General features: G+C 64.9%; 23 protein-coding genes and 1 pseudogene. 13 read left to right on the forward strand and 11 right to left on the reverse strand.

What is annotated here, in order from left to right; translation table 11 throughout:
* Positions 1-17: 17 nt before the first annotated feature.
* The gene (locus KF719_RS10230; protein WP_293508616.1) at positions 18-539 is read left to right on the forward strand and encodes a DUF2244 domain-containing protein; all 522 of its coding nucleotides are present in this window, start codon (positions 18-20) and stop codon (positions 537-539) included.
* On the opposite strand, the gene KF719_RS10235 is transcribed toward KF719_RS10230, so the two are convergent.
* The 6 genes from KF719_RS10235 to KF719_RS10260 all read right to left on the reverse strand — a co-directional run bounded on the left by KF719_RS10235 (position 536) and on the right by KF719_RS10260 (position 6576).
* Positions 536-1168, reverse strand: coding sequence for a 2,3-bisphosphoglycerate-dependent phosphoglycerate mutase (locus KF719_RS10235; RefSeq protein ID WP_293508617.1), 633 nt, complete (start codon positions 1166-1168; stop codon positions 536-538). The genes KF719_RS10230 and KF719_RS10235 overlap by 4 nt on opposite strands.
* Before the next feature lie 30 nt (positions 1169-1198).
* Positions 1199-2011: a 4-hydroxy-tetrahydrodipicolinate reductase gene (dapB, locus tag KF719_RS10240; RefSeq protein ID WP_293508618.1), complete on the reverse strand. Its 813-nt coding sequence runs from the start codon at positions 2009-2011 to the stop codon at positions 1199-1201.
* 43 nt (positions 2012-2054) lie between these two features.
* A complete protein-coding gene (locus KF719_RS10245; RefSeq protein WP_293508619.1) occupies positions 2055-2393 on the reverse strand; it encodes a DMT family protein in 339 nt (112 codons plus the stop codon).
* A 68-nt stretch (positions 2394-2461) separates the two neighbouring features.
* Positions 2462-3616: a molecular chaperone DnaJ gene (dnaJ, locus tag KF719_RS10250; protein ID WP_293508620.1), complete on the reverse strand. Its 1155-nt coding sequence runs from the start codon at positions 3614-3616 to the stop codon at positions 2462-2464.
* A gap of 101 nt (positions 3617-3717) precedes the next feature.
* Positions 3718-5643: a molecular chaperone DnaK gene (gene dnaK, locus KF719_RS10255; RefSeq protein ID WP_293508621.1), complete on the reverse strand. Its 1926-nt coding sequence runs from the start codon at positions 5641-5643 to the stop codon at positions 3718-3720.
* 390 nt (positions 5644-6033) lie between these two features.
* Complete coding sequence (locus tag KF719_RS10260) at positions 6034-6576, reverse strand: hypothetical protein (protein ID WP_293508622.1); 543 nt, start codon at positions 6574-6576, stop codon at positions 6034-6036.
* A gap of 114 nt (positions 6577-6690) precedes the next feature.
* Here KF719_RS10260 and KF719_RS10265 point away from each other — a divergent pair, with 114 nt between their 5' ends.
* Entirely contained in the window at positions 6691-7317 is a 627-nt protein-coding gene (locus KF719_RS10265) for an alpha-ketoglutarate-dependent dioxygenase AlkB (RefSeq protein ID WP_293508623.1), read from the forward strand.
* 6 nt (positions 7318-7323) lie between these two features.
* On the opposite strand, the gene KF719_RS10270 is transcribed toward KF719_RS10265, so the two are convergent.
* The 3 genes from KF719_RS10270 to hrcA form a co-directional block, all read right to left on the reverse strand.
* The gene (locus KF719_RS10270; protein WP_293508624.1) at positions 7324-8028 is read right to left on the reverse strand and encodes an NnrU family protein; all 705 of its coding nucleotides are present in this window, start codon (positions 8026-8028) and stop codon (positions 7324-7326) included.
* 99 nt (positions 8029-8127) lie between these two features.
* Positions 8128-8772 (reverse strand): nucleotide exchange factor GrpE, encoded by a 645-nt coding sequence (grpE, locus tag KF719_RS10275; protein WP_293508625.1) that lies wholly within the window; start codon positions 8770-8772, stop codon positions 8128-8130.
* 105 nt (positions 8773-8877) lie between these two features.
* Entirely contained in the window at positions 8878-9936 is a 1059-nt protein-coding gene (hrcA, locus tag KF719_RS10280; RefSeq protein WP_293508626.1) for a heat-inducible transcriptional repressor HrcA, read from the reverse strand.
* A gap of 162 nt (positions 9937-10098) precedes the next feature.
* On the opposite strand from hrcA, the gene rph reads away from it, so the two are divergent.
* From rph to hemW, 3 genes are read left to right on the forward strand one after another with little or no spacing between them, the layout of a single operon-like run.
* Positions 10099-10815 carry a ribonuclease PH gene (gene rph / locus KF719_RS10285; RefSeq protein ID WP_293508627.1) on the forward strand — a complete coding sequence of 239 codons (717 nt, stop codon included), beginning with the start codon at positions 10099-10101 and terminating at the stop codon, positions 10813-10815.
* The gene (gene rdgB / locus KF719_RS10290) at positions 10812-11414 is read left to right on the forward strand and encodes an RdgB/HAM1 family non-canonical purine NTP pyrophosphatase (RefSeq protein WP_293508628.1); all 603 of its coding nucleotides are present in this window, start codon (positions 10812-10814) and stop codon (positions 11412-11414) included. Before rph ends, rdgB begins: the two co-directional genes overlap by 4 nt.
* Positions 11398-12579, forward strand: a complete 1182-nt coding sequence (gene hemW, locus KF719_RS10295; protein WP_293510632.1) for a radical SAM family heme chaperone HemW — start codon at positions 11398-11400, stop codon at positions 12577-12579. The genes rdgB and hemW overlap by 17 nt, the downstream gene beginning before the upstream one ends.
* 18 nt (positions 12580-12597) lie before the next feature.
* Here the strand turns inward: hemW and KF719_RS10300 are convergent, their stop codons facing one another.
* Positions 12598-13863, reverse strand: coding sequence for a penicillin-binding protein activator (locus KF719_RS10300; RefSeq protein WP_293508629.1), 1266 nt, complete (start codon positions 13861-13863; stop codon positions 12598-12600).
* A gap of 117 nt (positions 13864-13980) precedes the next feature.
* Here KF719_RS10300 and rsmI point away from each other — a divergent pair, with 117 nt between their 5' ends.
* The 6 genes from rsmI to KF719_RS10330 all read left to right on the forward strand — a co-directional run bounded on the left by rsmI (position 13981) and on the right by KF719_RS10330 (position 19104).
* Positions 13981-14841, forward strand: a complete 861-nt coding sequence (gene rsmI / locus KF719_RS10305; RefSeq protein ID WP_293508630.1) for a 16S rRNA (cytidine(1402)-2'-O)-methyltransferase — start codon at positions 13981-13983, stop codon at positions 14839-14841.
* Positions 14838-15233 carry a YraN family protein gene (locus tag KF719_RS10310; protein ID WP_293508631.1) on the forward strand — a complete coding sequence of 132 codons (396 nt, stop codon included), beginning with the start codon at positions 14838-14840 and terminating at the stop codon, positions 15231-15233. Before rsmI ends, KF719_RS10310 begins: the two co-directional genes overlap by 4 nt.
* A 65-nt stretch (positions 15234-15298) precedes the next feature.
* On the forward strand, positions 15299-15871 hold the full coding sequence (locus KF719_RS10315) for a BON domain-containing protein (protein ID WP_293508632.1): 573 nt from the start codon (positions 15299-15301) through the stop codon (positions 15869-15871).
* Positions 15872-15928: 57 nt separating this feature from the next.
* Positions 15929-16780: a transglutaminase-like domain-containing protein gene (locus tag KF719_RS10320; protein ID WP_293508633.1), complete on the forward strand. Its 852-nt coding sequence runs from the start codon at positions 15929-15931 to the stop codon at positions 16778-16780.
* A 79-nt stretch (positions 16781-16859) separates the two neighbouring features.
* On the forward strand, positions 16860-17798 hold the full coding sequence (gene gshB, locus KF719_RS10325) for a glutathione synthase (protein ID WP_293508634.1): 939 nt from the start codon (positions 16860-16862) through the stop codon (positions 17796-17798).
* 13 nt (positions 17799-17811) lie between these two features.
* Positions 17812-19104 (forward strand): dipeptidase, encoded by a 1293-nt coding sequence (locus KF719_RS10330; RefSeq protein WP_293508635.1) that lies wholly within the window; start codon positions 17812-17814, stop codon positions 19102-19104.
* A 16-nt stretch (positions 19105-19120) separates the two neighbouring features.
* Here the strand turns inward: KF719_RS10330 and KF719_RS10335 are convergent, their stop codons facing one another.
* On the reverse strand, positions 19121-19675 hold the full coding sequence (locus tag KF719_RS10335) for a hypothetical protein (protein ID WP_293508636.1): 555 nt from the start codon (positions 19673-19675) through the stop codon (positions 19121-19123).
* 189 nt (positions 19676-19864) lie between these two features.
* On the opposite strand from KF719_RS10335, the pseudogene KF719_RS10340 reads away from it, so the two are divergent.
* Positions 19865-20530: pseudogene (locus tag KF719_RS10340) on the forward strand (magnesium chelatase domain-containing protein); the annotation flags it as partial.
* Positions 20531-20603: 73 nt separating this feature from the next.
* The gene (locus tag KF719_RS10345; RefSeq protein WP_293510633.1) at positions 20604-22256 is read left to right on the forward strand and encodes a recombinase family protein; all 1653 of its coding nucleotides are present in this window, start codon (positions 20604-20606) and stop codon (positions 22254-22256) included.
* Positions 22257-22320 lie beyond the last annotated feature (64 nt).

Genomic DNA, 22320 nt, shown 5'->3' on the forward strand with positions numbered 1-22320 from the left:
CGATCTAGCCTTTGCCCATGACCGCCGCCACCGTCCAGACCGCCGATGCCCCGGCCGCGCCGCTCGCGCCGCCGCTCTATTTCAACGCGCTGCTGACGCCGCACCGCTCGCTGTCGCGCAAGGGCTTTTTCATCGTCATCGGCATCGTTGCGACGGTCAATTTCACCGCCGGCGCGTTCTTCATGGCCAAAGGCGCCTGGCCGGTGCTCGGCTTTTGCGGCCTTGAGGTGCTGCTGGTCTGGTGGGCGTTTCGCGCCAACTACCGCGCGGCGCGGGCCCATGAAACGGTGCAGTTGTCGGACGGGGAATTGCGCGTCCGCCGCGTCGATGCCAAAGGCCGCGCCCGCGCCTTCAGCTTCCAGCCCTATTGGGTGCGTCTGGCGCTGAAGGAAAATCCCGACAAGTCGACCCATCTTCATCTGCTGAGCCACGGCCGGACGCTCGAGGTCGCGTCTTTCCTGTCGGCGCCCGAACGCAAGGATTTCGCCCGCGCGCTCGAGGCGGCGCTTGTCGAGCAAAGGACCGCCCGTCCGGCCTAATGCGCTTCGCGCTCGATCAGCATTTCCTTCTTCAGCACATCGCCCTTGTCGTCCAGCTCATAAACGATCGGCGCGCCGGTCGCGATGTTGAGCGCCAGCACCTGTTCTTGCGTCAGCTTGTCGAGCAGCATCACGAGCGCGCGAAGTGAGTTGCCATGCGCGGCGACCAGCACCCGCTTGCCCTTCAGCACGCGCGGGCGGATAACCTTTTCATAGTAGGGCAGCACCCGCTCGGCCGTCATCTTCAGGCTTTCGCCGCCGGGCGGTGGCACGTCGTAGGAGCGGCGCCAGATATGCACCTGTTCCTCGCCCCATTTCTCGCGCGCATCGTCCTTGTTGAGGCCCGACAGGTCGCCATAGTCGCGTTCGTTGAGCGCCTGATCCTCGACGATCTCGATATTCGCCTGCCCGAGTTCCTCAAGCATGATGCGGTTGGTCTCTTGCGCGCGGCTAAGCGCCGAGGTGAAAGCGACATCGAAGACGAGGCCGCGCGCCTTCATCGCCTGGCCCGCCTCGCGCGCCTCGGCAATCCCCTGTTCGGTCAGGCCCGGATCGCGCCAGCCGGTGAAGAGGTTTTTCTTGTTCCATTCGCTTTGTCCGTGGCGGACAAGCACAAGCAGGTTCGACAAGTCGCGCTCCCGTATTTATCTGTAGACGGATTATTCGATGCCGAGCACGTCGGCCATGCTGAAAAGCCCGGGCCCCTTGCCCTGTCCCCAGACCGCCGCCTTCAGCGCGCCGCGCGCGAAGATGCCGCGATCCTCGGCAATGTGGCCGAGCACGATCCGCTCATGTTCGCCGGCAAGGATCACCTGATGATCGCCGACGACGGAGCCGCCGCGAAGCGAGGCAAAGCCGATCGCGCCTTCCGTGCGCGCGCCGGTCTGCCCGTCGCGTCCGCGCTCGGAATTGTCCTTGAGCGAAATGCCGCGCCCCTCGGCCGCCGCCTGCCCGAGCAGCAGCGCCGTGCCCGACGGCGCATCGACCTTGTGGCGATGATGCATTTCGACGATCTCGATGTCCCACGAGGTGTCGAGCGCGCGCGCCGCCTGCCGCACCAATGCGGCCAGCAGATTGACCCCGAGGCTCATATTGCCGGCCTTGACCACGGTCGCATGCCGGGCCGCCGCCGCGATCCGTTCCTCGTCGGCCGCCGTGAAGCCGGTCGTGCCGATCACATGGACGATCCGCGCCTGCGCCGTCAGCGCCGCGAATTCGACGCTCGCCGCGGGCACCGAGAAATCGACCAGCGCATCGGCATCCTTGATGACGGAAAGCGCGTCGGCCGTCGCGGCAAGGCCGAGCGGCGCGAGGCCGGCCAGCGTGCCGAGATCGGCGCCGAGATGGGCGGACCCCTCGGCCTCGATGCCGCCGGCAAGCGCGAGCCCCGCCGTCTCGTCGATGAGCCGGATCAGCGTTCGGCCCATCCGGCCGCCCGCCCCCGTCACCGCGATCTTGATGTCTGCCGCCATGTCGATCATCCCAAAGCGTTCGGGGCTCTATAGCAGCCCGCCATCAGCCCCGAAAGACGAAATAAGCCCCGAGCGCGATCAGCGAAAAGCCGATCAGCGTGTTCCAGGTCGGCCCTTGTCCGAGATAAAAGGCCGAAAAGCCGATGAAAACCGTCAGCGTGATGACTTCCTGCATGGTCTTCAGCTGATGCGCGGTATAGACGCCATAACCGATCCGGTTGGCGGGGACGGCAAGCATGTATTCGATGAGTGCGATGCTCCAGCTCACCAGCACCACCGTCAATATCGGCAGATGCTTGAATTTGAGGTGCCAGTACCAGGCAAAGGTCATGAAGATGTTGGAGGCGACGAGCAGCACCACCGGCAGGACGTAATTTTGCATGCGCCGACCGCCCACGAAAAAGGCCCCGCCGGGATGTCGGCGGAGCCCTTGAAGGATAGCGCAAAGCCTCAGTTCTGGAAGCCGTCCCAGAACTCCTTGACCTTGGCGAAGAAACCGGAGCTTTCCGGGTTGTTGCTGTCGCTCGATGCGGTCTCGAACTCCTTCAGCAGGTCTTTTTGCTTCTTGCTGAGATGGACCGGCGTCTCGACCGTGATCTGGATATAAAGATCGCCCGTCTCGCGCGAATTGACGACCGGCATGCCTTTGCCCTTGAGGCGGAACTGGCGACCGGTCTGCGCGCCTTCCGGCACTTTCACTTTCACCTTTTTGCCGCCCAGCGTCGGCACCTCGATCTCGCCGCCAAGCGAGGCGGTGACCATCGAAATCGGCACGCGGCAGAAGAGATCGGCGCCGTCGCGCTCGAAGAGCCGGTGCGGTTTGACCGAAAGGAAGATGTAGAGGTCGCCCGCCGGCCCGCCGCGCATCCCGGCCTCGCCCTCGCCGGCAAGGCGGATCCGCGTGCCGTCCTCGACGCCGGCCGGAATGTTGACCGACAGCGTGCGTTCCTTCTCGACGCGGCCCTGCCCGTGACAATCGGTGCAGGGCTTGTCGATGGTCTGGCCGCGCCCGTGACAGGTCGGGCAGGTGCGTTCGATGGTGAAGAAGCCTTGGGAGGCGCGCACCTTGCCGTGACCCTGGCAGGTCGTGCAGGTGACGGGGCTCGAACCCGGCGCCGCGCCCGATCCCTTGCAGGTCTCGCAGGCGACTGAAGAGGGCACACGCACCTGCGCCTTCTTGCCCTCGAAGGCTTCCTCGAGATCGATTTCCATGTTGTAGCGCAGGTCGTGACCGCGCGTCCGGCCGTCGCCGCCGCGCGGACCGCGCCGCCCGCCCATGAACTCGCCGAACAGATCGTCGAAAATGTCGGACATCGACGCGCCGCCGGCAAAGCCGCGCGCACCGCCGCGCGCGCCCGCCCCCATGCCGCCCATCCCGCCGTCGAAAGCCGCATGACCGAACTGGTCGTAAGCCGCGCGGCTCTGTTCGTCCTTCAGCGCGTCATAGGCCTCGTTGAGTTCCTTGAAGCGCTTCTCGGCTTCCTTGTCGCCCTGGTTCTGGTCGGGATGAAGCTTCTTGGCGAGATTGCGATAAGCTTTCTTCAGCTCGTCCGCGCTCGCATCGCGGCCAACCCCCAGCACGTCGTAAAAATCGCGTTTCGACATCGGGAATCACCGTAACCGCAGGGCCGCCGTCGCGGGCGCGCTCGCGCGCGCCCGTCCGGCATTTTGTGTGGAGAATGAGGGCGTCATTTCGAGGCCCCGGATCAGGCGGACTTGCCCTGGTCTTTCTTGTCGTCGTCGACTTCCTCGAAGTCGGCATCGACGACATTCTCGTCGCGGCCATCGGCGTCGCCGCCCGCCGCCTCGTCCGACTGCGCTTCGGCCTGCGCGGCCTTGTAGAGCGCTTCGCCGAGTTTCATCGAGACCTGCGTCAGCGCGTCGGTCTTCGCCTTGATGTCGGCGGTGTCGCCCTCTTTCAGCGCGGTCTTCAGGGCTTCGAGCGCCGCCTCGACCTCGGCCTTCACATCGGCCGGCACCTTGTCGGCATTCTCGGCCAGCATCTTCTCGGTCGAGTTGGCAAGCGCCTCGCCGTGATTGCGGGTTTCCGCTTCCTCGCGCCGCTTCTTGTCTTCTTCCGCATGCGCCTCGGCGTCCTTGACCATCTTCTCGATGTCGGCTTCCGAAAGCCCGCCCGACGCTTCGATGCGGATCGTCTGTTCCTTGTTGGTCGCCTTGTCCTTGGCCGACACATTGACGATGCCGTTGGCGTCGATGTCGAAGGCAACCTCGATCTGCGGCACGCCGCGCGGCGCCGACGGGATGCCGACGAGATCGAACTGGCCGAGCAGCTTGTTGTCGGCCGCCATTTCGCGCTCGCCCTGGAAGACGCGGATCGTCACCGCCGACTGATTGTCTTCCGCGGTCGAGAAGACCTGCGCCTTCTTGGTCGGGATCGTCGTGTTGCGGTCGATGAGGCGCGTGAAGACGCCGCCCAGCGTTTCGATACCGAGCGACAGCGGCGTCACGTCGAGCAGCAGCACGTCCTTGACGTCGCCCTGCAGCACGCCCGCCTGGATCGCGGCGCCCATGGCGACCACTTCATCCGGGTTGACCGACATGTTCGGCTCTTTGCCGAAGAACTGTTTGACCGCCTCGCGGATTTTCGGCATGCGCGACTGGCCGCCGACCAGCACGATCTCGTTGATCTGTCCGGCCGTGATGCCGGCGTCCTTCAGCGCCGCCTTGCAAGGGTCGATCGTGCGCTGGATCAGATCCTCGACAAGCGCTTCGAGCTTGGCGCGCGTGATCTTCATGGTGAGATGCTTCGGACCGGAAGCGTCGGCGGTAATGAAGGGCAGGTTGACTTCGGTCTGCGTCGCCGAGGAAAGCTCGATCTTGGCTTTCTCGGCCGCTTCCTTCAGCCGCTGCAGCGCCAGCTTGTCGCCGCGCAGATCGATGCCGTTCTCTTTCTTGAATTCGTCGGCGAGATAATTGACGAGACGCATGTCGAAATCCTCGCCGCCGAGGAACGTGTCGCCATTGGTCGACTTCACTTCGAAAACGCCGTCGCCGATTTCGAGGATCGAGACGTCGAAGGTGCCGCCGCCAAGGTCGTAGACGGCGATCAGCTCGCCATCCTTCTTGTCGAGACCGTAGGCGAGCGCGGCGGCCGTCGGCTCGTTGATGATGCGCAGCACTTCAAGCCCGGCGATCTTGCCGGCGTCTTTCGTCGCCTGGCGCTGGGCGTCGTTGAAATAGGCGGGAACGGTGATGACGGCCTTCTCGACTTTTTCGCCGAGATAGTTCTCGGCCGTCTCTTTCATCTTCTGCAGGATGAAAGCGGAAATCTGCGAGGGCGAATATTTTTCGCTATGCGCTTCCACCCAGGCGTCGCCGTTCGGCGCCTTGACGATGTCGTAGGGCACCATGCCCTTGTCTTTCTGGGTGGTGGGATCTTCGTAGGAGCGGCCGATCAGGCGCTTGATGGCAAAGAGCGTGTTCGAGGGGTTGGTGACGGCTTGCCGTTTGGCGGATTGTCCGACCAGGCGCTCGCCGTCGGCGGTAAAGGCGACCATGGAGGGCGTGGTGCGCGCGCCTTCGGCGTTCTCGATCACCTTGGCGGTCTTGCCTTCCATCACGGCGACGCAGGAATTGGTTGTGCCGAGGTCGATACCGATGACTTTAGCCATTGTCTGTAGTCCTCACGTTGCGGCGGGCCGGGCGGGCCACATCTGGCGCCCGCTTGGAACTTCCGGATGCGCCCGTGCGGGCGCTCCCGGTCGAAACCGGCCCCCTGAAAAGGGGTTGTCCGTCCCGGCGGGCGCAAGGGCTCCCCAAGGGCGGGCCCTCAAAGCCCCCGGGGTCCGGGGGTTGAAACGGTTGCGCTGTATATAGGTTTGGGTTTCACGCCCCGCAAGCGTTGATGCGGCAATATGGCCACAGGAAGTGAGGCTTTCGGGACTCAGGGAGTGCCGCAGCGCATTCTCTTTTGGAACCCGGATCGTCCGGTGGCGGCAAAACGCAAAACGGACGGCGCGTACCCCACCCGCCGTCCGTCAGCACTCGATCTATTCGGAACCCTAGAGCTGATTGTCCGGATAGACCGCGTTCCATTCGCAGGCCTGGGCTTCCCAGTCCTGTTGCCGCAAATTCGCCTGCAACCGCTCGGGCCCGGTCATTTCCGCGCCAAGCTGCGCGGCCTTCTTCGCAGCGCCGTCATATCCGGCTTCGGCTGCGAGGTTGAACCACATCAGCGCCAGCGGCTTGTTCTCGCGCTGCGTCGTCAGCATGGCGGCGGCCTTGGCGGGCGCGTTCATGCCGCGCACGAGATCGCCCGAATAGATGCGGCCGAGCTCATATTTGGCGCGCGGATCGCCGGCCTTCGCGGCCTTGCAGTACCACTCGGTCGCCTTCTGGTTGTCGAGAACGCCGGCGGAGCCTGCGATGGTGCAGCAATGGCTGTCGCCCATTTTCATCTGCGCCGCGACGTCTCCCGCCGCCGCCGCATCTTCGTTCGCGAGAATGCGGGCATTGTCGCTCGCCCGCGTCGCACCCTGCATGGCAACCGCCGCGCAGCCCGAAAGCATCGCCGCCGTCAGCAAAATCCCGATCGTCCTGATCATCGCGCACCCCCTCCGCTTCGATTGGTGCCGGGCGGCCCGCCGCCCGGTCGGGCAACAATATGACACTCATAATGCCAAAAGTCGAGGCCGGATTTTTGCCGCTAGACTGCGCCCATGAAACCGGTCGAAACCGAATTTGAAGGCCTGACGCTCTATCCGCGCCATCTGGACGCGGCGGCGCAAAAGGCACTCGCCATCGAGCTTGTACAGGCCTTCGAGCGCGCCCCGCCCTATCGCCCGAAGATGCCGCGCACCGGCAAGCCCTGGTCGATCCGCCAGACCAATTTCGGCGCGCTCGGCTGGGTCTCGCAGCCGCAGGGCTATGGCTATGCGGCGCGCGACGAGGTTAACAACGCCCCCTGGCCGGCCATACCCGAGGCCCTACTGGCGCTTTGGCAGGAGGTCGCGGCTTATCCGGCCCCGCCCGAATGCTGCCTGGTCAATCTCTACGAGGAGCCGCGAGCCCGCATGGGTCTGCACCGCGACGAGGACGAAGCGGCGCTCGACGCGCCGGTCGTCTCGCTGTCGCTCGGCGACACATGCGTTTTTCGCGTCGGCGGATTCGCCCGCGGCGACAAATCGAAAAGCTTCAGACTCTCCTCTGGCGACGTGCTGGTGATGGGCGGCCCGTCGCGCCTGCGCTTTCACGGCGTCGACCGTGTGATTTCCGGCTCCTCGCAACTGATCCCCGGCGGCGGCCGCATCAATCTGACATTGAGGCGCGTGACGAAACCGGCGTGAGTTTCGTCAGTAGGGATACCAGCCCGGCACCGGCGAAACGCCGAAAGCCCATAAGTGCCCGTAAAACAAGGCCCCGAACACGATGAGCGCGGCGAGGATTCGCCACCAGCCAAGTTCGCCGAGCTTCAATGTGTTGCGCCCGGCGATAATCGCCAGGAAAGGCGGGTTGGAGGTCTTCGACGCGAAATCGCGCCAGCCTTCGCCCAGCTTCTTCTCGCGCTTGTCGTCGATCGAGAAAGTGCCGAGTAGGGCCAGCACCGCGAAGGTGCCGAAGAAAATGATCGACGCCTGGTCGCCATTGATCAGCACATGCCAGGACGCCCAGATCGTTGCGCCCCACAAAAACGGATGCCGCGTGATCCGCAGCATGCCCTTGACCGTCTCCGGGTCGGCCGCCAGCCCTTCGGCGCCGGCCGCGGTCGGATTGGGCGTCGTGACGCCGATGACCGCGAACAGCGTGGCGATCAGCATGACGAGCGGCGACAGATGCAAGGCCCAGAGCGGTGGCGCCCAGTGAAGCGGGTTGGGGCCGGAAACGGCCGCGTTGTAGGACATGGCGAGCCAGACAATGCCGCCAATCGAGGCCAGCGAGAAAACGCCGAGATAAGGCCGCTCGCCGATGACGCCGACAATCCGGCCCCTGAGGCCCGAGCCCGCGATCACGAGATGTATTCCGAGAAAAAATGCCGCCGCCGCCCAAAGTTCGAGCATATTCAGTCTCCTCCTCCGCCCAGTCTATAACAGCGTTATAACTATGGACTCGCGCAGGCCCGGTTTCAAGGCATGCGATAAGGATGGAGCTTCGCTTTTTCAGGCCGTCGTGTCGACATTGGCGCCTTTCTCGGCGCCCTCCGACTTCGCGACGCCGACCCGCGCGGCGCGCAGCAGCCGCTCGCCGATCAGATAGCCGCCTTCGAGCACATGCACGACCGCGCCGGCCGGATGTTCGGTGCCCGGCACCTCGAACATCGCCTCATGCAGGTTCGGATCGAAGCGCTCGCCCGGCTGCGGGGTGATTTCGCGAATCCCGTGGCGCTCGAAGATCGACAGCAATTGCCGCTCGGTCATCTCGACGCCTTCGATCATCGCCTTGACGCTTTCGGCGGCGCCTTCGCGCTCGTCGTCCTTCAGCGTCGCGACGGCGCGCCGCAGATTGTCGGACACCTGCAGCATGTCGCGGGCGAAATTGGCCGCCGCATAGCGCGACGCATCCGCCTTGTCGCGCTCGGCGCGCTTGCGGGTGTTTTCCATTTCGGCCGCGACCCGGAGCAGCCGGTCTTTCAGATCGGCGATCTCGGCCTGAAGCGCTGCCGCATCCGGCGCGGCCTCGACGGTTTCGGGCGCCGCGGCATCGGCCGCCTCGCCTTGCCGGGCGGGCTCGGCCGCCAGCGTTTCGGCCAGTTTCGCGGCCGTTTCGGGCGTTCCGGTGTCGGGTTTGCTGTTTTCGTCGCTCATGGGGCTTCGTCTCGCGTCCACGTCGTTTATCGGCTCTTCCGGCGAGTGCATTTGCGCGCCGGGGACCGATATGTCAACCCGGCAGCATGTCTCACGCGCCCTGCCCTAATTGATCAGCCGGCCGACCAGCTTGGCCGTGTAGTCGACCATCGGGATCACCCGCGCATAATTGAGCCGCGTCGGCCCGATCACGCCGAGCACACCCACCACATGCTGCTGGGCGTCCATATAGGGACTGACGATCAGCGACGAGCCCGACAGCGAGAAGAGCTTGTTCTCCGAACCGATGAAGATGCGCACCCCGTCGGCCTGTTCGGCAAGCCCGAGCAGCTGCACCAGATCGCGCTTGTTCTCGAGATCGTCGAAGAGGAGGCGGATGCGCTCGAGATCCTCCATCGCATGCACATCCTCAAGCAGCCGCGAGCGTCCGCGCACGATCAGCGATTTGCCGAGCGGATCGTTGCCGCCGCCATTCGTGCCCGACCAGGTCGCAAGCCCCGCCTCGATCACCTTGGCGGTCAGTTCGTTGAGTTCGGCCTTGCGCGTTTCCATTTCGCGCGCCAGATGCGCCTTCGCCTCGTCCAGCGTCTTGCCGCGCAATTGCGCGTTGAGATAGTTGGTGGCCTCCGCCAGCGCCGACGGCGTCAGCCCCTTCGGGATTTCGATGACGCGGTTCTCGACCGCGCCGCCCTCGGTGACGATGACGACCAGCGCGCGCTCATTGTCGATGGGCACGAATTCGAGATGTTTCAGCGCCGCGTCATAGGTCGGCGCGACGACGAAGCCGGCCGCATGGGAGAGGCCCGAAAGCAGCTTCGAGGCCTCGTCCAGCACATCCTCGACATTCTTGTGCGAGCCCACCACCTGGCGCTCGATCGACTGGCGCTCCTCGTCCGAGAGGTCGCCGATTTCGAGCAGCCCGTCGACGAACATCCGAAGCCCGGCCTCGGTCGGCAGCCGCCCGGCGCTGGTATGCGGCGAAAAGATCAGCCCCAGCGCCTCGAGGTCCGACATCACATTGCGGATCGAGGCCGCCGAAAGCGAGATCGGGAGCTGGCGCGACAGGATGCGCGAGCCCACCGGCTCGCCGGTTTCGAGATAGCTCTCGACCACACGGCGCAGGATCTCGCGCGAGCGCTCGTTGAGATCCTTGACGGCTACCATGTGCTTCCCTGTCCCCGGCCCTTAAGTGATTGAAAGAGGAAGATAAATCTAGGTAGCACCGGCGCGCTCGTCAATTCGCGGGCCGCCTTCCTTTACGCAAGCCACCGCTCAAGGTAGTAAGGCCTCCGCAAATCCCGAAAGCAATAGATTGGAAATCCGAGAATGCGTCCCTCCGGCCGTCAGCCCCACGAAATGCGTCAGGTCTCCTTCGAGCCCGGCGTCGCCAAACATGCCGAGGGTTCCTGCCTTGTCCGCTTCGGCGACACCCATGTGCTCTGCACCGCAAGCCTTGAGGAGCGCGTGCCGCCTTTCCTGAAAGGCGGCGGCAAGGGCTGGGTGACGGCCGAATACGGCATGCTGCCGCGCTCGACGCATGAGCGGATGCGCCGCGAGGCCGCGCAGGGCAAGCAATCGGGCCGCACACAGGAAATCCAGCGCCTTGTCGGCCGCTCGCTGCGCACCGTGGTCGATCTCCGGGCGCTCGGCGAGCGCCAGATATCGATCGATTGCGACGTGTTGCAGGCCGATGGCGGCACGCGCACGGCCTCGATCACCGGCGCCTGGGTGGCGCTGCATCAATGCATCGAATGGATGCGTTCGCGCTCGATGCTGTCGGGCCCGGTGCTGAAGGACCATGTCGCGGCCATCTCCTGCGGCATCTACAAGGGCCAGCCGGTTGTCGATCTCGACTATGCCGAGGATTCCGAGGCCGACACCGACGCCAATTTCGTCATCACCGGCAAGGGCGGCATCTGCGAAGTGCAGGGCACCGCCGAGGGCGAGCCCTTCAGCGAGGAAGAACTCTCGAAGCTGCTCGGTCTGGCGAAATCGGCGATCGCCGATCTGGTCATTCGCCAGAAGGAAGCGGTCTCCGCATGACGCGCAAGCTCGCAGGCGGCAGGCTCGTCGTCGCGAGCCACAATCCCGGCAAGGTCCGCGAGATCGGCGACCTGCTGGCGCCGTTTGGCATCGAAGCCGTCTCGGCCGGAGAACTCGGGCTGCCCGAGCCGGAAGAGACCGGCGCGACCTTCCGCGAAAACGCCGAACTGAAGGCGCTGGCCGCCGCCCGCGCCGCCAGCCTCCCGGCGCTCGCCGACGACAGCGGATTGTGCGTCGATGCGCTCAACGGCGCGCCGGGCATCTATTCGGCGCGCTGGGCCGGACCGACCAAGGATTTCGATTTCGCGATGGAAAAACTTCGCCGCGGCATGCTCGAAACCGGGCCGGTGGACACGCGCGCGCATTTCATCTGCGGGCTGGCGCTTGCATGGCCCGATGGCCACGTCGAATATTTCGAGGGCAGGGTGGATGGCGAACTCGTCTGGCCGCCGCGCGGACAAAAGGGCTTCGGCTACGATCCGATTTTCGTGGCCGACGGCCACGACATCACCTTCGGCGAAATGGAGCCGGAGAAAAAGCATGACATCTCGCATCGCGCCCACGCCTTCCGTCAGCTCGTCGATGCCTGTTTCGGCTGAAAATATTCCGCAGACGGACGATCCGCGCGGGCCGGGCTTCGGCATCTATGTCCACTGGCCCTTCTGCCAGTCGAAATGTCCCTATTGCGATTTCAATTCGCACGTCGTTGCCGCGGTCGATCAGGCGCGCTGGGCGGCCGCCCTGAAGCGCGAACTCGAACACATGCGCTGGCTGACGGGTCCGCGCCGCGTGCGCTCGATCTTTTTCGGCGGCGGCACGCCCTCGCTGATGGAGGTCGCGACCGTCGAGGCGGTGCTCCAGCGCATCCACACGCTCTGGCAGGTCGACGAGGATGTCGAGGTGACGCTGGAAGCGAACCCGACCAGCGTCGAGGCGGCGCGCTTTCGTGGGTATGCGGCCGCGGGCGTCAACCGCCTGTCGCTCGGCGTCCAGTCGCTTGACGACGCGCAACTGAAATTTCTCGGACGTCTGCACACCGCCGACGAGGCGCTCCACGCCATCGCGCTTGCCCGCGAAACTTTTCCGCGCCTCTCTTTCGACCTCATCTATGCGCGCCCCGGCCAGACGCGCGAGGCCTGGGAACGCGAACTGCGCGCCGCGCTCGCCCATGCCGCCGACCACCTCTCGCTCTATCAACTGACCATCGAACCCGAAACCGCCTTTGCGCGGCTTTATGAAAAAGGCGCCTTCGCGCTGCCGGCCGAAGAAGACGCCGCCGCGCTTTACGAATTGACCGGCGACATCTGCGCCGAGGCTGGAATGTCGGCCTACGAAGTCTCGAACTATGCAAAGCCCGGCGCCGAGTGCCGCCACAATCTCGTCTATTGGCGCTACGGCGACTATGCGGGCGTCGGTCCGGGCGCGCATGGCCGCGTCAGGGCAGGGGAGGTGCATCGCGCAACGCGCACCCATCGCGTCCCCGGCCAGTGGATCGAGGCGGTTGAGCGCGAGGGCCACGGCCTCGAAGCGTCGGAGGAAATTTCACCGGCCGAACAGGGCGATGAAATGATGCTGATGGGTCTGCGTCTTGAGGAAGGTGTTTCGCTGTCGCGCTACGCAAGGCTCACAGGCCGCGCGCTTGCCGATGCACGCCTCGAAAATCTCGCCGCCGCCGGATTGCTGCGGCGCGACGGCGACCGCATCCGCGCCACGCCGCAGGGCCGCCTCGTCCTCGATGCGCTGCTGGCGCGGCTGCTCGCCTGAGCGCCGGAAAATCGAATCCTAGAAAACCGGCGGACGGAAACTTGTCGGCGCCGGATCGATGACGACCGCGCCGCCGGCCCGGACTTCCATCACCGCAAGCCCGCGTTCGGTGCGCCCGTCGGGCATGAACCGGAAAATGCCGTCGACACCCGCAAAGCCGTCGGGGTCGGTCAGCGCCGCCGTCGTGAAGCGCTCGCCGGGCGCCCGCGTCGACAGCGCCACCGCAAGGCTCGCCGCGTCGTAGCCGAGGCTTGCGATGCGCGGCGGCGTCGCCGGTCCATAGGCGCGTTTGTAGCGCGTCAGGAATTGCGCATGGCCTTCCGGCGGCGGCGCCGGGAACCAGCCGCCATGCAGCGGCGGTTCAAGCGCCAGCGTTGGATCGTCCCAGAGCCCGGTGCCGAGAAATTTCACCGTGCGCGGATCGAGATCGTAATAAGGAAGCAGCGGTGAAATGGTTTTAAGCTGCGCGCCGCCTTCGGGCAGGAACAGCGCCTGGAAATTTCCGCCGCCATAGCTCGCCGCGATCCGCCTTGCCGGTTCGTACATGCCGTCCGAACTTGCCGGATAGCTTGTACTGGCGACCACCTGCCCGGCGCGCGCCGAAACCGCGCGGTCGAACTCGGCCCGCGCCCGGTCGCCATAGCTGCCTTGCGGGTAAAGCGCGCCGAACGACGTCATGCCCTGCAGCGTCGCATATTCAACGATGCGGGAAATGTCCTCGTGCAGCGGAAAGGAAAGCAGGTAGACGCCGTTGCCCGCGACCGCGCTGTCCGACGAGAAGGCGACGACGGGCACGTTGAACTGGGCCGCCAGCGGCGCGACGGCGGCGACCTCCTCGGCAAACAGCGGCCCGAGAATGAGATCGGCCCCGGCGTTGAGCGCTTCCTGCGTGGCGCGTTGCGCCCCGCCCGCCGTGCCGCCCGTCGCCTTGGGGATCAGCAGCACCTGCGCATTGTCGAATTCGAACACCGCCAGCTGCGCCGCATTGTAGAGCGCGTTCGAGAGCGCCCGCACATTGTCGCGCGGCGAGTTGAACGGCAGCAGCAGCGCGACGCGCACCACCGGCTCGCCGGCCATATGCGCCGGCGTATAGAAATTGGCCGGATTGCGCATCGCCGGCGTCTCGACGCGCGGCGGCGGCTGCACCTGCACGACGGGCGGCGGCGTCACCACCGGCGGCGGCGCTTGCCGTCCGCCAAGCCCGTTGCAGGCCGCCAGCATCGCGCCGAAACACAGCAAGACGACCGCCCGAAGGCCGGAAGAGAAGAGGCGGGCGTCTGTCACCGGGATATTCCTTGAACGAAGAGGGTCGGGGCCCGGCAAAGGGTACCGGCCGCGCCGGGGCAAGTAAACCTGAGCCTTCTTGCCAAAAAGTGTCTTCCGGGCGCAAGGTCGCCGGCGATGAACGAAAAATCCAGATCCCCGCTCGCGCCCGGCCTCTATGTCACGGCGACGCCCATCGGCAATGCCGGCGACATCGGCCTGCGCGCCCTCGACGTCCTGTCCCGCGCCGATCTGGTCTTGTGTGAGGACACGCGCGTGACGGCGAAGCTCTTCGCCATTCACCATATCGAGGCGCGCACCGCGCCCTATCACGACCACAACGCGGCCGAGATGCGCCCGCGCATCCTGAAGCGGCTCGAGGCCGGCGAGGCGATCGCGCTGGTTTCGGATGCCGGAACGCCGCTCGTCTCCGATCCGGGCCTGAAGCTGGTGCGCGAGGCGATTGCCGCCGGCCACACCGTGACGACGGTTCCGGGCGCCTCCTCGGTTCTGGCCGCGCTGACATTGGCCGGCCTGCCGACCGACCGCTTCTTCTTTGGTGGCTTTCTCTCCGCCAAACAGGAAGCCCGGCGCAAGGAACTGGCCGAGCTGGCGGCCATTCCGGCAACGCTGGTGTTCCTCGAAAGCGCCAACCGTCTGGCCGCGTCGCTTGCCGACATGGCCGAAACGCTCGGCCCCCGCGAAGCGGCGGTCGCGCGCGAACTGACCAAGAAATTCGAGGAAGTGCGGCGCGGCCCGCTCGGCGAGCTTGCGGCGCATTACCGGGAGGCAGGCGCACCGAAGGGCGAAATCGTCGTCGTCGTCGGCCCGCCCGAAAAGCGCGCGCCGCTCTGCGCCCACGAGATCGACGCGATGCTCGAAAACGCGCTCAGGCGTTCGAGCCTCAAGGACGCGGTCGCCGAAGTCGTATCGATGACGGGCCTGCCGCGCCGCGAAATCTATGCCCGCGCCCTCGAAATCGCGGATGCGGAAAAATGAAGCTTGGTGCAAGAAAAGGCGATCCCGCGCGCGGCCTTGCCGCCCATCGTCTTGGTCTGCGCGCCGAAACGATTGCCGCCCTGTGGCTGCGCCTCAAGGGCTACCGCATTCTGGCCCGGCGGCTCAAAACCCGCGCCGGCGAGATCGACATGGTGGCGCGGCGGGGCAGGGTGCTGGCCGTTGTCGAGGTCAAGGCGTCGGCGCAGGCCGCCATGGCGGGCGAGCGCGCCGTCGAGGCCTTGCTGCCGCGCCAGCAGCAGCGTCTGGCCCGCGCCGCCATGCATCTGCTGGCGATGCGTCCGGCGCTGGCGGGCCTCGACCTACGCTTCGATCTGGTGCTGGTCGCGCCGCGCCGCCTTCCCCGACATCTGCCGGACGCCTGGCGGCCATAATCTCGCCGCACCGCTCCCCTCATTGTCGCAGCCGTCGGGGGTTTCTCATTTTCGGAGATCGATATATGCGCGTATCCATGACGATGCTGGTGCTGGCGGCCTTGGCGCTTGGCGGCTGCGTGCCGCTGGTCGTCGGTGCGGGCGGGGCCGCCGCGGTCGGCGCCTCGCAGGAACGCGGTTTCGAACAGGCCGTCGACGACAACGAGATTTCCTTCGAGATCAACCGCAAGCTGCTGGCCGAAGACGGCAATCTTTTCAAGGGCGTGGCGACCCAGGTGCGCGGCGGCCGCGTGCTTCTGTCGGGCGTCGTGCCGAAAGCCGAAGACCGCGTGCGGGTGGTCCGCATCGTCTGGACGGTCGGTGGCGTCAGGGAAGTCATCAACGAATTGCGGGTCGGCGAGAGCGCCGGATTCGGGCAGGCCATGGCCGACACGGCGATCACCACCAAGCTACGCGCCCGCCTGACCGGCGACCGCAATGTCAGCGGCATCAATTATTCGATCGAGACCGTGCACGGCACCGTCTACCTGATGGGCACCGCGCTCGACCGCGCCGAGCTCGACCGCGTCATCGCCCATGCGCGCGACATCTCGGGCGTGAAGAACGTCGTCTCTTATGTCGAGGTCAGGAAGCCCTGAGCGAACCTGCGTCGAGAGCGCTTGCATCCGCCGCCCCGGCCGCGCCATGATCGTCGCATGGACGACGCGACACACGACATGGAATCCGAGTTGCAGCGGGCGGGCGCGACGCCCGACGGCGAACTCGACCTGGCGCGTCTTGCGCTGACGCTCGCCGCGCTCGATCGTCCGGAACTCGAACCCGATTCCTATCTCGCGCATCTCGACGAACTTGTCGGCGCGGCTGGCGATGCCTTGCCGGGCGGCGCGGGCGAAGCACCCGCCGGCATCGTCGCGGGCGCGTTGGCGGGCGTCGTCGCCGGCCGCTTTCGCTATCTCGGCGACACCGAAACCTATGACGATCCGCGCAATGCCAATCTCGCCCATGTAATCGACCGCCGCAAAGGCCTGCCGGTCACGCTCGGCATTCTCTATCTGCATGTCGGCGCGAAGCTCGGCCTCGACCTGACGGGTCTGAACTTTCCGGGCCATTTCGTGCTCCGCCTGCGCGCCGCCGACGATGCGGTGGTGCTCGACCCCTTCAATGGCGGCCGTCCTTTGACCGCCGCCGACCTGCTGACGCTGCTGCGCGGCGTCGAGGGGCCGGATGCGCGGCTGACGCCGGAGGCCTGCGAGCCGGTCGGCCCGCGCGACATCCTGCTCCGGCTTGAAAACAACATCCTGAGCCGCGCCATCAAAAGCGGCGACTTCGCCCGCGCCCGCGCCGTGGTGCTGCGCATGATCTGGCTGGCGCCGCAGCGCGCCGGGCTCCGCTTCGAACTTGGCCGGCTCGAGGTTCATGCCGGGCACATGGGTGCCGCCGCCCATGCCTTCGAGACCTGCAAGGACCTCGCCGCCGATATCGGCGAAACCCGCATCGCCGGCATGGCCGAAGAGGCGCTGCGCCGCCTGAAGACCCGCCTCAACTGATTTTTTTCTCGCAAAGGGCCGCGCCTCCCCCCATCTTTCCCCGAGCCCGCCCGCCCGCGAAAGAGTGCGAGAGAAAAACATGAGCCTTGCCGTCGCCATCCAGATGGACCCGGTCCACCAGATCAACATCAACGCGGATTCGACCTTCGCGCTGGGGCTGGAGGCGCAGCGCCGCGGCCATACGCTTTTCTATTACGAGCCTCAGGACCTTTCGATGCGCGACGGCCGCGCCTATGCGCGGATGCGCCCCCTGACGCTCCGCCGCGAAGTCGGCAATCACTCGACGCTCGGCAGCCTCGAAAAGACCTTTCTTGAAAATGTCGATGTGGTGCTGATGCGTCAGGACCCGCCCTTCGACATGAGCTACATCACGGCGACGCATATTCTCGAAACCGTGCATCCGAAAACGCTGGTCGTGAACGACCCCACCGAGGTCCGGAACGCGCCGGAAAAGCTTTTCGCGGTGCGCTTCAAGGGGCTCTTGCCGCCGACGCTGATCAGCCGCGACCCGGAGGAAATCCGCGCCTTCCGCCGTGAGTTCGGCGACATCATCGTCAAGCCGCTCTTCGGCAATGGCGGCATCGGCGTTTTCCGCATCCGCGAGGGCGACGAGAACCTCAATTCGCTGCTCGAGATTTTCGGCCAGATGAACCGCGAGCCGGTGATCGTGCAGAAATATCTCCCCGAAGTGCGCCAGGGCGACAAGCGCATCATCCTGGTCGACGGGCAGCCCGTCGGCGCCATCAACCGCGTCCCGGCCGAGGGCGAGGCACGCTCCAACATGCATGTCGGCGGGCGTCCCGAAAAATGGTCGCTGACAAAACGCGAGCGCGAAATCTGCGAGACGATCGGTCCGGAACTGAAGAAGCGTGGATTGATTTTCGTCGGCATCGACGTGATCGGCGACTGGCTGACCGAGATCAACGTCACCTCGCCGACCGGCATTCAGGAGATCGACCGCTTCGACAATGCCAATCTGGCGGGGCTGGTCTGGGACGCTATCGAGGCGCGGAGATAGGGCGGAGATGAAGATGGCGCGGGGAGCACGCATCAACTGGGCGCGTTACGCGATCGTGGCGGCAGCGATTGCGCTGATTGTCGGCGCCATCTGGACGCTGCGCCCGGTTTTCATTGCCGATGCGCCGCCGCCCACCGTCGAGGAAACGGCGGCGCGCATCCACGGCGCGGTCATTGCCATCGACACACATGTCGACATCCCCTCGACCTTTGCGACCGATATCTACGATCCCGGCAAACGCGGCGTCTATCCCGTGCAGGTCGATCTGCCGCACATGCGCGAGGGCGGGCTCGATGCAGTCTTCTTCGTCGTCTATGCGGGGCAGGGCGCGCGCGACGACGCGGGCCATGCGCAAGCGGCATCCGAAGCCTTCGCGAAATTCGCCGCCATCCGCCGCATGACCGATAATCTGTACCCGGACGAGATCGGCCTTGCCCGTTCCGCCGCCGACATCCGCCGCCTCCATGCCGAGGGAAAGCTCGTCGCGCTGATCGGCATCGAGAACGGTTATGTCGTCGGCCGCGCGCCCGAGCTTCTCAATGTCTATTACGCGCTTGGCGCGCGTTATCTCGGCCTTGTCCACAACGGCCACAACGACATCGCCGACAGCGCCCTGCCGCAGGAGCGTTTTGCCGACCGCGCCAACGAAGACGGCGGCGAACATGGCGGCCTGTCGGATTTCGGCCGCGCGCTCATCGCCCGCGCCAACGATCTGGGGCTGATGGTCGATGTCAGCCACGCGTCGAAAGCCGCCGCGCTCGAAGCGATCGAGTTGTCGCGCGCCCCGGTCATCGCCTCGCATTCCTCTGTTGACGCACTTCATCCCCATCCGCGCAACATGACGGACGAGGAATTAAAGGCGCTGGCGGCAAAGGGCGGCGTCATCCAGATCGTCGCCTTCGACGCCTATCTACACGAAGTGCCGGAGGAAAAGCTCGCCGCACGCCGCGAACTGGCCGCCTCGCTCGGCCTGACTTCGCTCGACGCCTTCTTTGGCGCATCGGACGAAACGAAGCGCAAATTCGCCGAAGGCGTCGCCGCCCTCGACGCGAAATGGCCGCGCGCCACCGTGGCGACGCTTGTCGATCACATCGACCATGCGGTGCAGCTTGTCGGCATCGACCATGTCGGCATCTCGTCGGACTTCCAGGGCGGCGGCGGCATCGAAGGCTGGTCCCATGCCGGCGAAACACTGAACGTGACGGCCGAACTCGTCCGCCGCGGCTATACCGAAGAGCAAATCGCGAAGCTCTGGGGCGAAAACCTGATGCGCGTCATGGACGCGGCCGAGGCGGCGCGGAAATAGCGCGGTCGGCGTGGTTTTACCGCGCCGTGTCGTCTGGCGGCAATTGCATCATCGTCCAGCCATCCATCAGTCCCGGCATCGGCGGCGCATGGGATTTCGTCGTTGTTCCCTCGGGAGGATTGAAGTTGAGACGGGTCTTGCGCCAGGTGGGATACTTTTCTTTGGGTAACGCATAAGGCGCGCACTTCCTCAAAGCCTCCTTTGCCATGACGTAGCTTGACTGATATCGGCCATCCCTTTCTTTTTCGGGAGGGCTGACCCAGATCACAGCGCCCTCAGGACTGAATACAGCGTTCAATGCGACCGCCGTCGATTGCGAGTGGGGACGCCAGCATTTCGACAATTGTTCTCGAAACTGGGTCGCTTCCTCTTCGGTCAGCGGAACAGTGGCGCGCGGTCCCTCATAGGCGGGCTCCGCCGGATATTCCCGCGATGCTGCCGGCGCGTCGTCGAGTAGGCGGATAATGGCGGCGGGGTCGAATCGTCGCGCACCCGTTTCATCGCCAAACACAGGCAAGGCCGGCAAAAAGCCCAACCCTGCCGACAGGATCAACGGAAGAATGGTGCGCATCGATGCCCTCAAGGTAAGCGACCGGCAAGCCGCAAGTCTAAGGTCGCCGACAGTGGCAAGGACAGTTATTTCCCGGCCGGATGCGGGAACGAAAGTTCCCATTTCGTTCTTGAACCTGTCAAATCTCTCGGCTAGCCTTTTGCCATAACGCGAGGGCCCCGGCCCCGCGCCGGGGCAGGGGGCCGAAACATGGTCGCGCATATCGAGACGGTGGCCTTTCAGGGCGTCGAGGCGCGGCCGGTCGATGTGCAGGTCCATATCGCCAGCGGCGTCATCGGCTTTGCCGTCGTCGGCCTCGGCGACAAGGCGGTGGCCGAAAGCCGCGAGCGCGTCCGCGCCGCCCTCCATGCGATCGGCCTCGGCCTGCCCGCGAAACGCATCACGGTCAATCTCGCCCCCGCCGACCTGCCGAAGGAAGGCAGCCATTACGACCTCCCCATCGCGCTCGGCCTGCTGGTCGTCATGGGCGTCCTTCCGGCGCAGGAGCTGGAGCGTTTCGTCGCCATCGGCGAATTGTCGTTGGACGGTACGATCAACCCGGTCGCCGGTGCATTGCCGGCGGCGATTGCCGCCAATGCGCGCGGCAAGGGCCTGATCTGCCCCGAGGCCTGTGGGCCCGAAGCCGCGTGGGCCGGCATGGATGCGGGCAATCCGGGCGGCGTCCTTGCGCCGCGCTCGATCATCGCGCTGGTCAATCATTTTCGCGGCAGTCAGGTGCTTTCGGAGCCCGCGCCGATGAAGGCGGTCGAAGCGGGCCCCGTGCCCGATCTGCGCGACATCAAGGGACAGGAGTCGGCCAAGCGCGCGCTCGAGGTCGCGGCCGCCGGCGGTCACAACATGCTAGTGATGGGGCCAATTAAACTTCACCAGATAGCAACTTATGAGCCGCAATCTGAACCGCATGACCGCTGCCTATTCCTATCTTCGGATGTCCCGTCCCGAGCAAGCGCGTGGCGACAGTTTGCGGCGCCAGCTCAAGGGTGCGCGCGAATATGCTACCGCCAACGGACTCACGCTCGTCGAGGATATGCGCGACATCGGTGTTTCTGCCTACAAAGGCAAAAACAGCACCGAGGGGATTCTCGCCACCTTTCTCGCGGCGGTTGAGGCTGGAGCGATTGCTCCCGGGTCCGTTCTAATCGTCGAAAATCTTGATCGGCTTTCGCGGCAACAGGTGCCAAAAGCCCTAAGGCTGTTCCTGGCAATCTTGGAAGGGGGGATTGAGATCGTCACCCTGTCCGACGGCCAACGGTATACAGAAGCGTCCATTAGCGATGGGCCAACCCAAATCCTGATCTCAATTCTTGCTTTGTCCCGCGCACACGAAGAGAGCGCTCTCAAAGCACAACGGATTGGCGAATCTTGGCAAAAGAAGCGGGAGATAGCGTCCGGTGGAGTTCCAATGACGGCTATGGCCCCGGCATGGCTCTGCCTCTCACCATCGCGATCCGAATGGCATTTTCGGGAAGGGCGTGACGGCATTGTGCGACGAATTTTCGAGGAAGCGTCCGACGGCATCGGCGCAATGACGATTGCCCGCCGCCTGACCGTCGAAGGGGTCGAACCTTGGGGCCCTCGCAGGAGAAAAAGTCTGCCCGGCCCCCGCGGATGGCATCCATCCGCAATCAAGAAGATTCTAGCAAACGAAGCAGTGGTTGGCGTCTTTCAGCCCCATCAAATACGAAACGGGAAGCGAGTTCCCAGCGGGCCACCAATCCCTGACTATTTTCCGGCAGCGATCCCGGCCGATCTGTTTTGGCGCGCGCGGGCGGCGATTGAAGGACGGAAGCGAGGGGGTGCCGGACGAAAAGGCAAACGATTTTCCAATCTTCTGGCGGGTCTCTGCGTTTGCGGAGCATGCGGAGGCCCGGTCCACTTTGTCGACAAGGGGGCGCCACCCAAGGGCGGTCGCTATTTCCAATGTGATCACGCGCGGCGCCGTGCGGGCTGTATTTCGGGCGACTTGTATCGATACGACGACGTAGAGCGTGGCGTTTTTGCGCTACTGTCAGACGCATTGTTTGCCTCCGTATTCGCGGCGGAGCGTGAAACAACGAGATTGTGGCAGGCGCGGGCGGAGGAGCTGAACGCACAGATTCAAACGCTCAAGCGTAAGCAAGCACGCTATATCGACATTTTCGAGGATGATGGAGACGTTGATGATGCCGCTTCACAACGCATGAGGGCGCTTCGGACAGAAATACAGACCGCAAGCGCGGAACGGCGGCAGTTGCTTGAGCGGATTCGCGCAACGGATAGCGTCGGGAAGCCGCAATCCGTCGGCGAATCGTTTGAGATCGCCAAAGACAGATTGGATGCCATCGAGGATCTGCCGAGTGATGCGGAACGATACCGCGCGCGGGCGGAGATCGCTCAGGCATTGCGACGGGTTATCCGGGAGATTGTATTTCATATCGACCTTGCCACTATCGAATTTGCTGATGGTGAGGAGAAGATGATCATTCTCGGTAATCGATGGTGTGATCCTGATACCGAGCGGCTGCTTGAAGAGCGAATACGACACGTCGAAGCGGCGCGCGGGCAAGTGGGCAGTGGGAACAAAAATATAGACAGGAACTAAGCCATGGACTTTGAGAGCTTCAAAGCCGGTCGGGCCGCTCCCGCGATGTTTCTCTAACTAGGAC

It is taken from the genome of Parvibaculum sp. (genome assembly GCF_019635935.1).
Taxonomy (GTDB): Bacteria; Pseudomonadota; Alphaproteobacteria; order Parvibaculales; family Parvibaculaceae; genus Parvibaculum.

Excerpts from the sequence above, each read along its gene's own strand:
- KF719_RS10230 (WP_293508616.1), top strand. The coding sequence starts at position 18 with ATGACCGCCGCCACCGTCCAGACCGCCGATGCCCCGGCCGCGCCGCTC.
- dapB (WP_293508618.1), bottom strand. The coding sequence starts at position 2,011 with ATGGCGGCAGACATCAAGATCGCGGTGACGGGGGCGGGCGGCCGGATG.
- KF719_RS10245 (WP_293508619.1), bottom strand. The coding sequence starts at position 2,393 with ATGCAAAATTACGTCCTGCCGGTGGTGCTGCTCGTCGCCTCCAACATC.
- dnaJ (WP_293508620.1), bottom strand. The coding sequence starts at position 3,616 with ATGTCGAAACGCGATTTTTACGACGTGCTGGGGGTTGGCCGCGATGCG.
- dnaK (WP_293508621.1), bottom strand. The coding sequence starts at position 5,643 with ATGGCTAAAGTCATCGGTATCGACCTCGGCACAACCAATTCCTGCGTC.
- KF719_RS10260 (WP_293508622.1), bottom strand. The coding sequence starts at position 6,576 with ATGATCAGGACGATCGGGATTTTGCTGACGGCGGCGATGCTTTCGGGC.
- KF719_RS10265 (WP_293508623.1), top strand. The coding sequence starts at position 6,691 with ATGAAACCGGTCGAAACCGAATTTGAAGGCCTGACGCTCTATCCGCGC.
- KF719_RS10270 (WP_293508624.1), bottom strand. The coding sequence starts at position 8,028 with ATGCTCGAACTTTGGGCGGCGGCGGCATTTTTTCTCGGAATACATCTC.
- grpE (WP_293508625.1), bottom strand. The coding sequence starts at position 8,772 with ATGAGCGACGAAAACAGCAAACCCGACACCGGAACGCCCGAAACGGCC.
- hrcA (WP_293508626.1), bottom strand. The coding sequence starts at position 9,936 with ATGGTAGCCGTCAAGGATCTCAACGAGCGCTCGCGCGAGATCCTGCGC.
- rph (WP_293508627.1), top strand. The coding sequence starts at position 10,099 with ATGCGTCCCTCCGGCCGTCAGCCCCACGAAATGCGTCAGGTCTCCTTC.
- rdgB (WP_293508628.1), top strand. The coding sequence starts at position 10,812 with ATGACGCGCAAGCTCGCAGGCGGCAGGCTCGTCGTCGCGAGCCACAAT.
- hemW (WP_293510632.1), top strand. The coding sequence starts at position 11,398 with ATGCCTGTTTCGGCTGAAAATATTCCGCAGACGGACGATCCGCGCGGG.
- rsmI (WP_293508630.1), top strand. The coding sequence starts at position 13,981 with ATGAACGAAAAATCCAGATCCCCGCTCGCGCCCGGCCTCTATGTCACG.
- KF719_RS10310 (WP_293508631.1), top strand. The coding sequence starts at position 14,838 with ATGAAGCTTGGTGCAAGAAAAGGCGATCCCGCGCGCGGCCTTGCCGCC.
- KF719_RS10315 (WP_293508632.1), top strand. The coding sequence starts at position 15,299 with ATGCGCGTATCCATGACGATGCTGGTGCTGGCGGCCTTGGCGCTTGGC.
- KF719_RS10320 (WP_293508633.1), top strand. The coding sequence starts at position 15,929 with ATGGACGACGCGACACACGACATGGAATCCGAGTTGCAGCGGGCGGGC.
- gshB (WP_293508634.1), top strand. The coding sequence starts at position 16,860 with ATGAGCCTTGCCGTCGCCATCCAGATGGACCCGGTCCACCAGATCAAC.
- KF719_RS10330 (WP_293508635.1), top strand. The coding sequence starts at position 17,812 with ATGGCGCGGGGAGCACGCATCAACTGGGCGCGTTACGCGATCGTGGCG.
- KF719_RS10335 (WP_293508636.1), bottom strand. The coding sequence starts at position 19,675 with ATGCGCACCATTCTTCCGTTGATCCTGTCGGCAGGGTTGGGCTTTTTG.
- KF719_RS10345 (WP_293510633.1), top strand. The coding sequence starts at position 20,604 with ATGTCCCGTCCCGAGCAAGCGCGTGGCGACAGTTTGCGGCGCCAGCTC.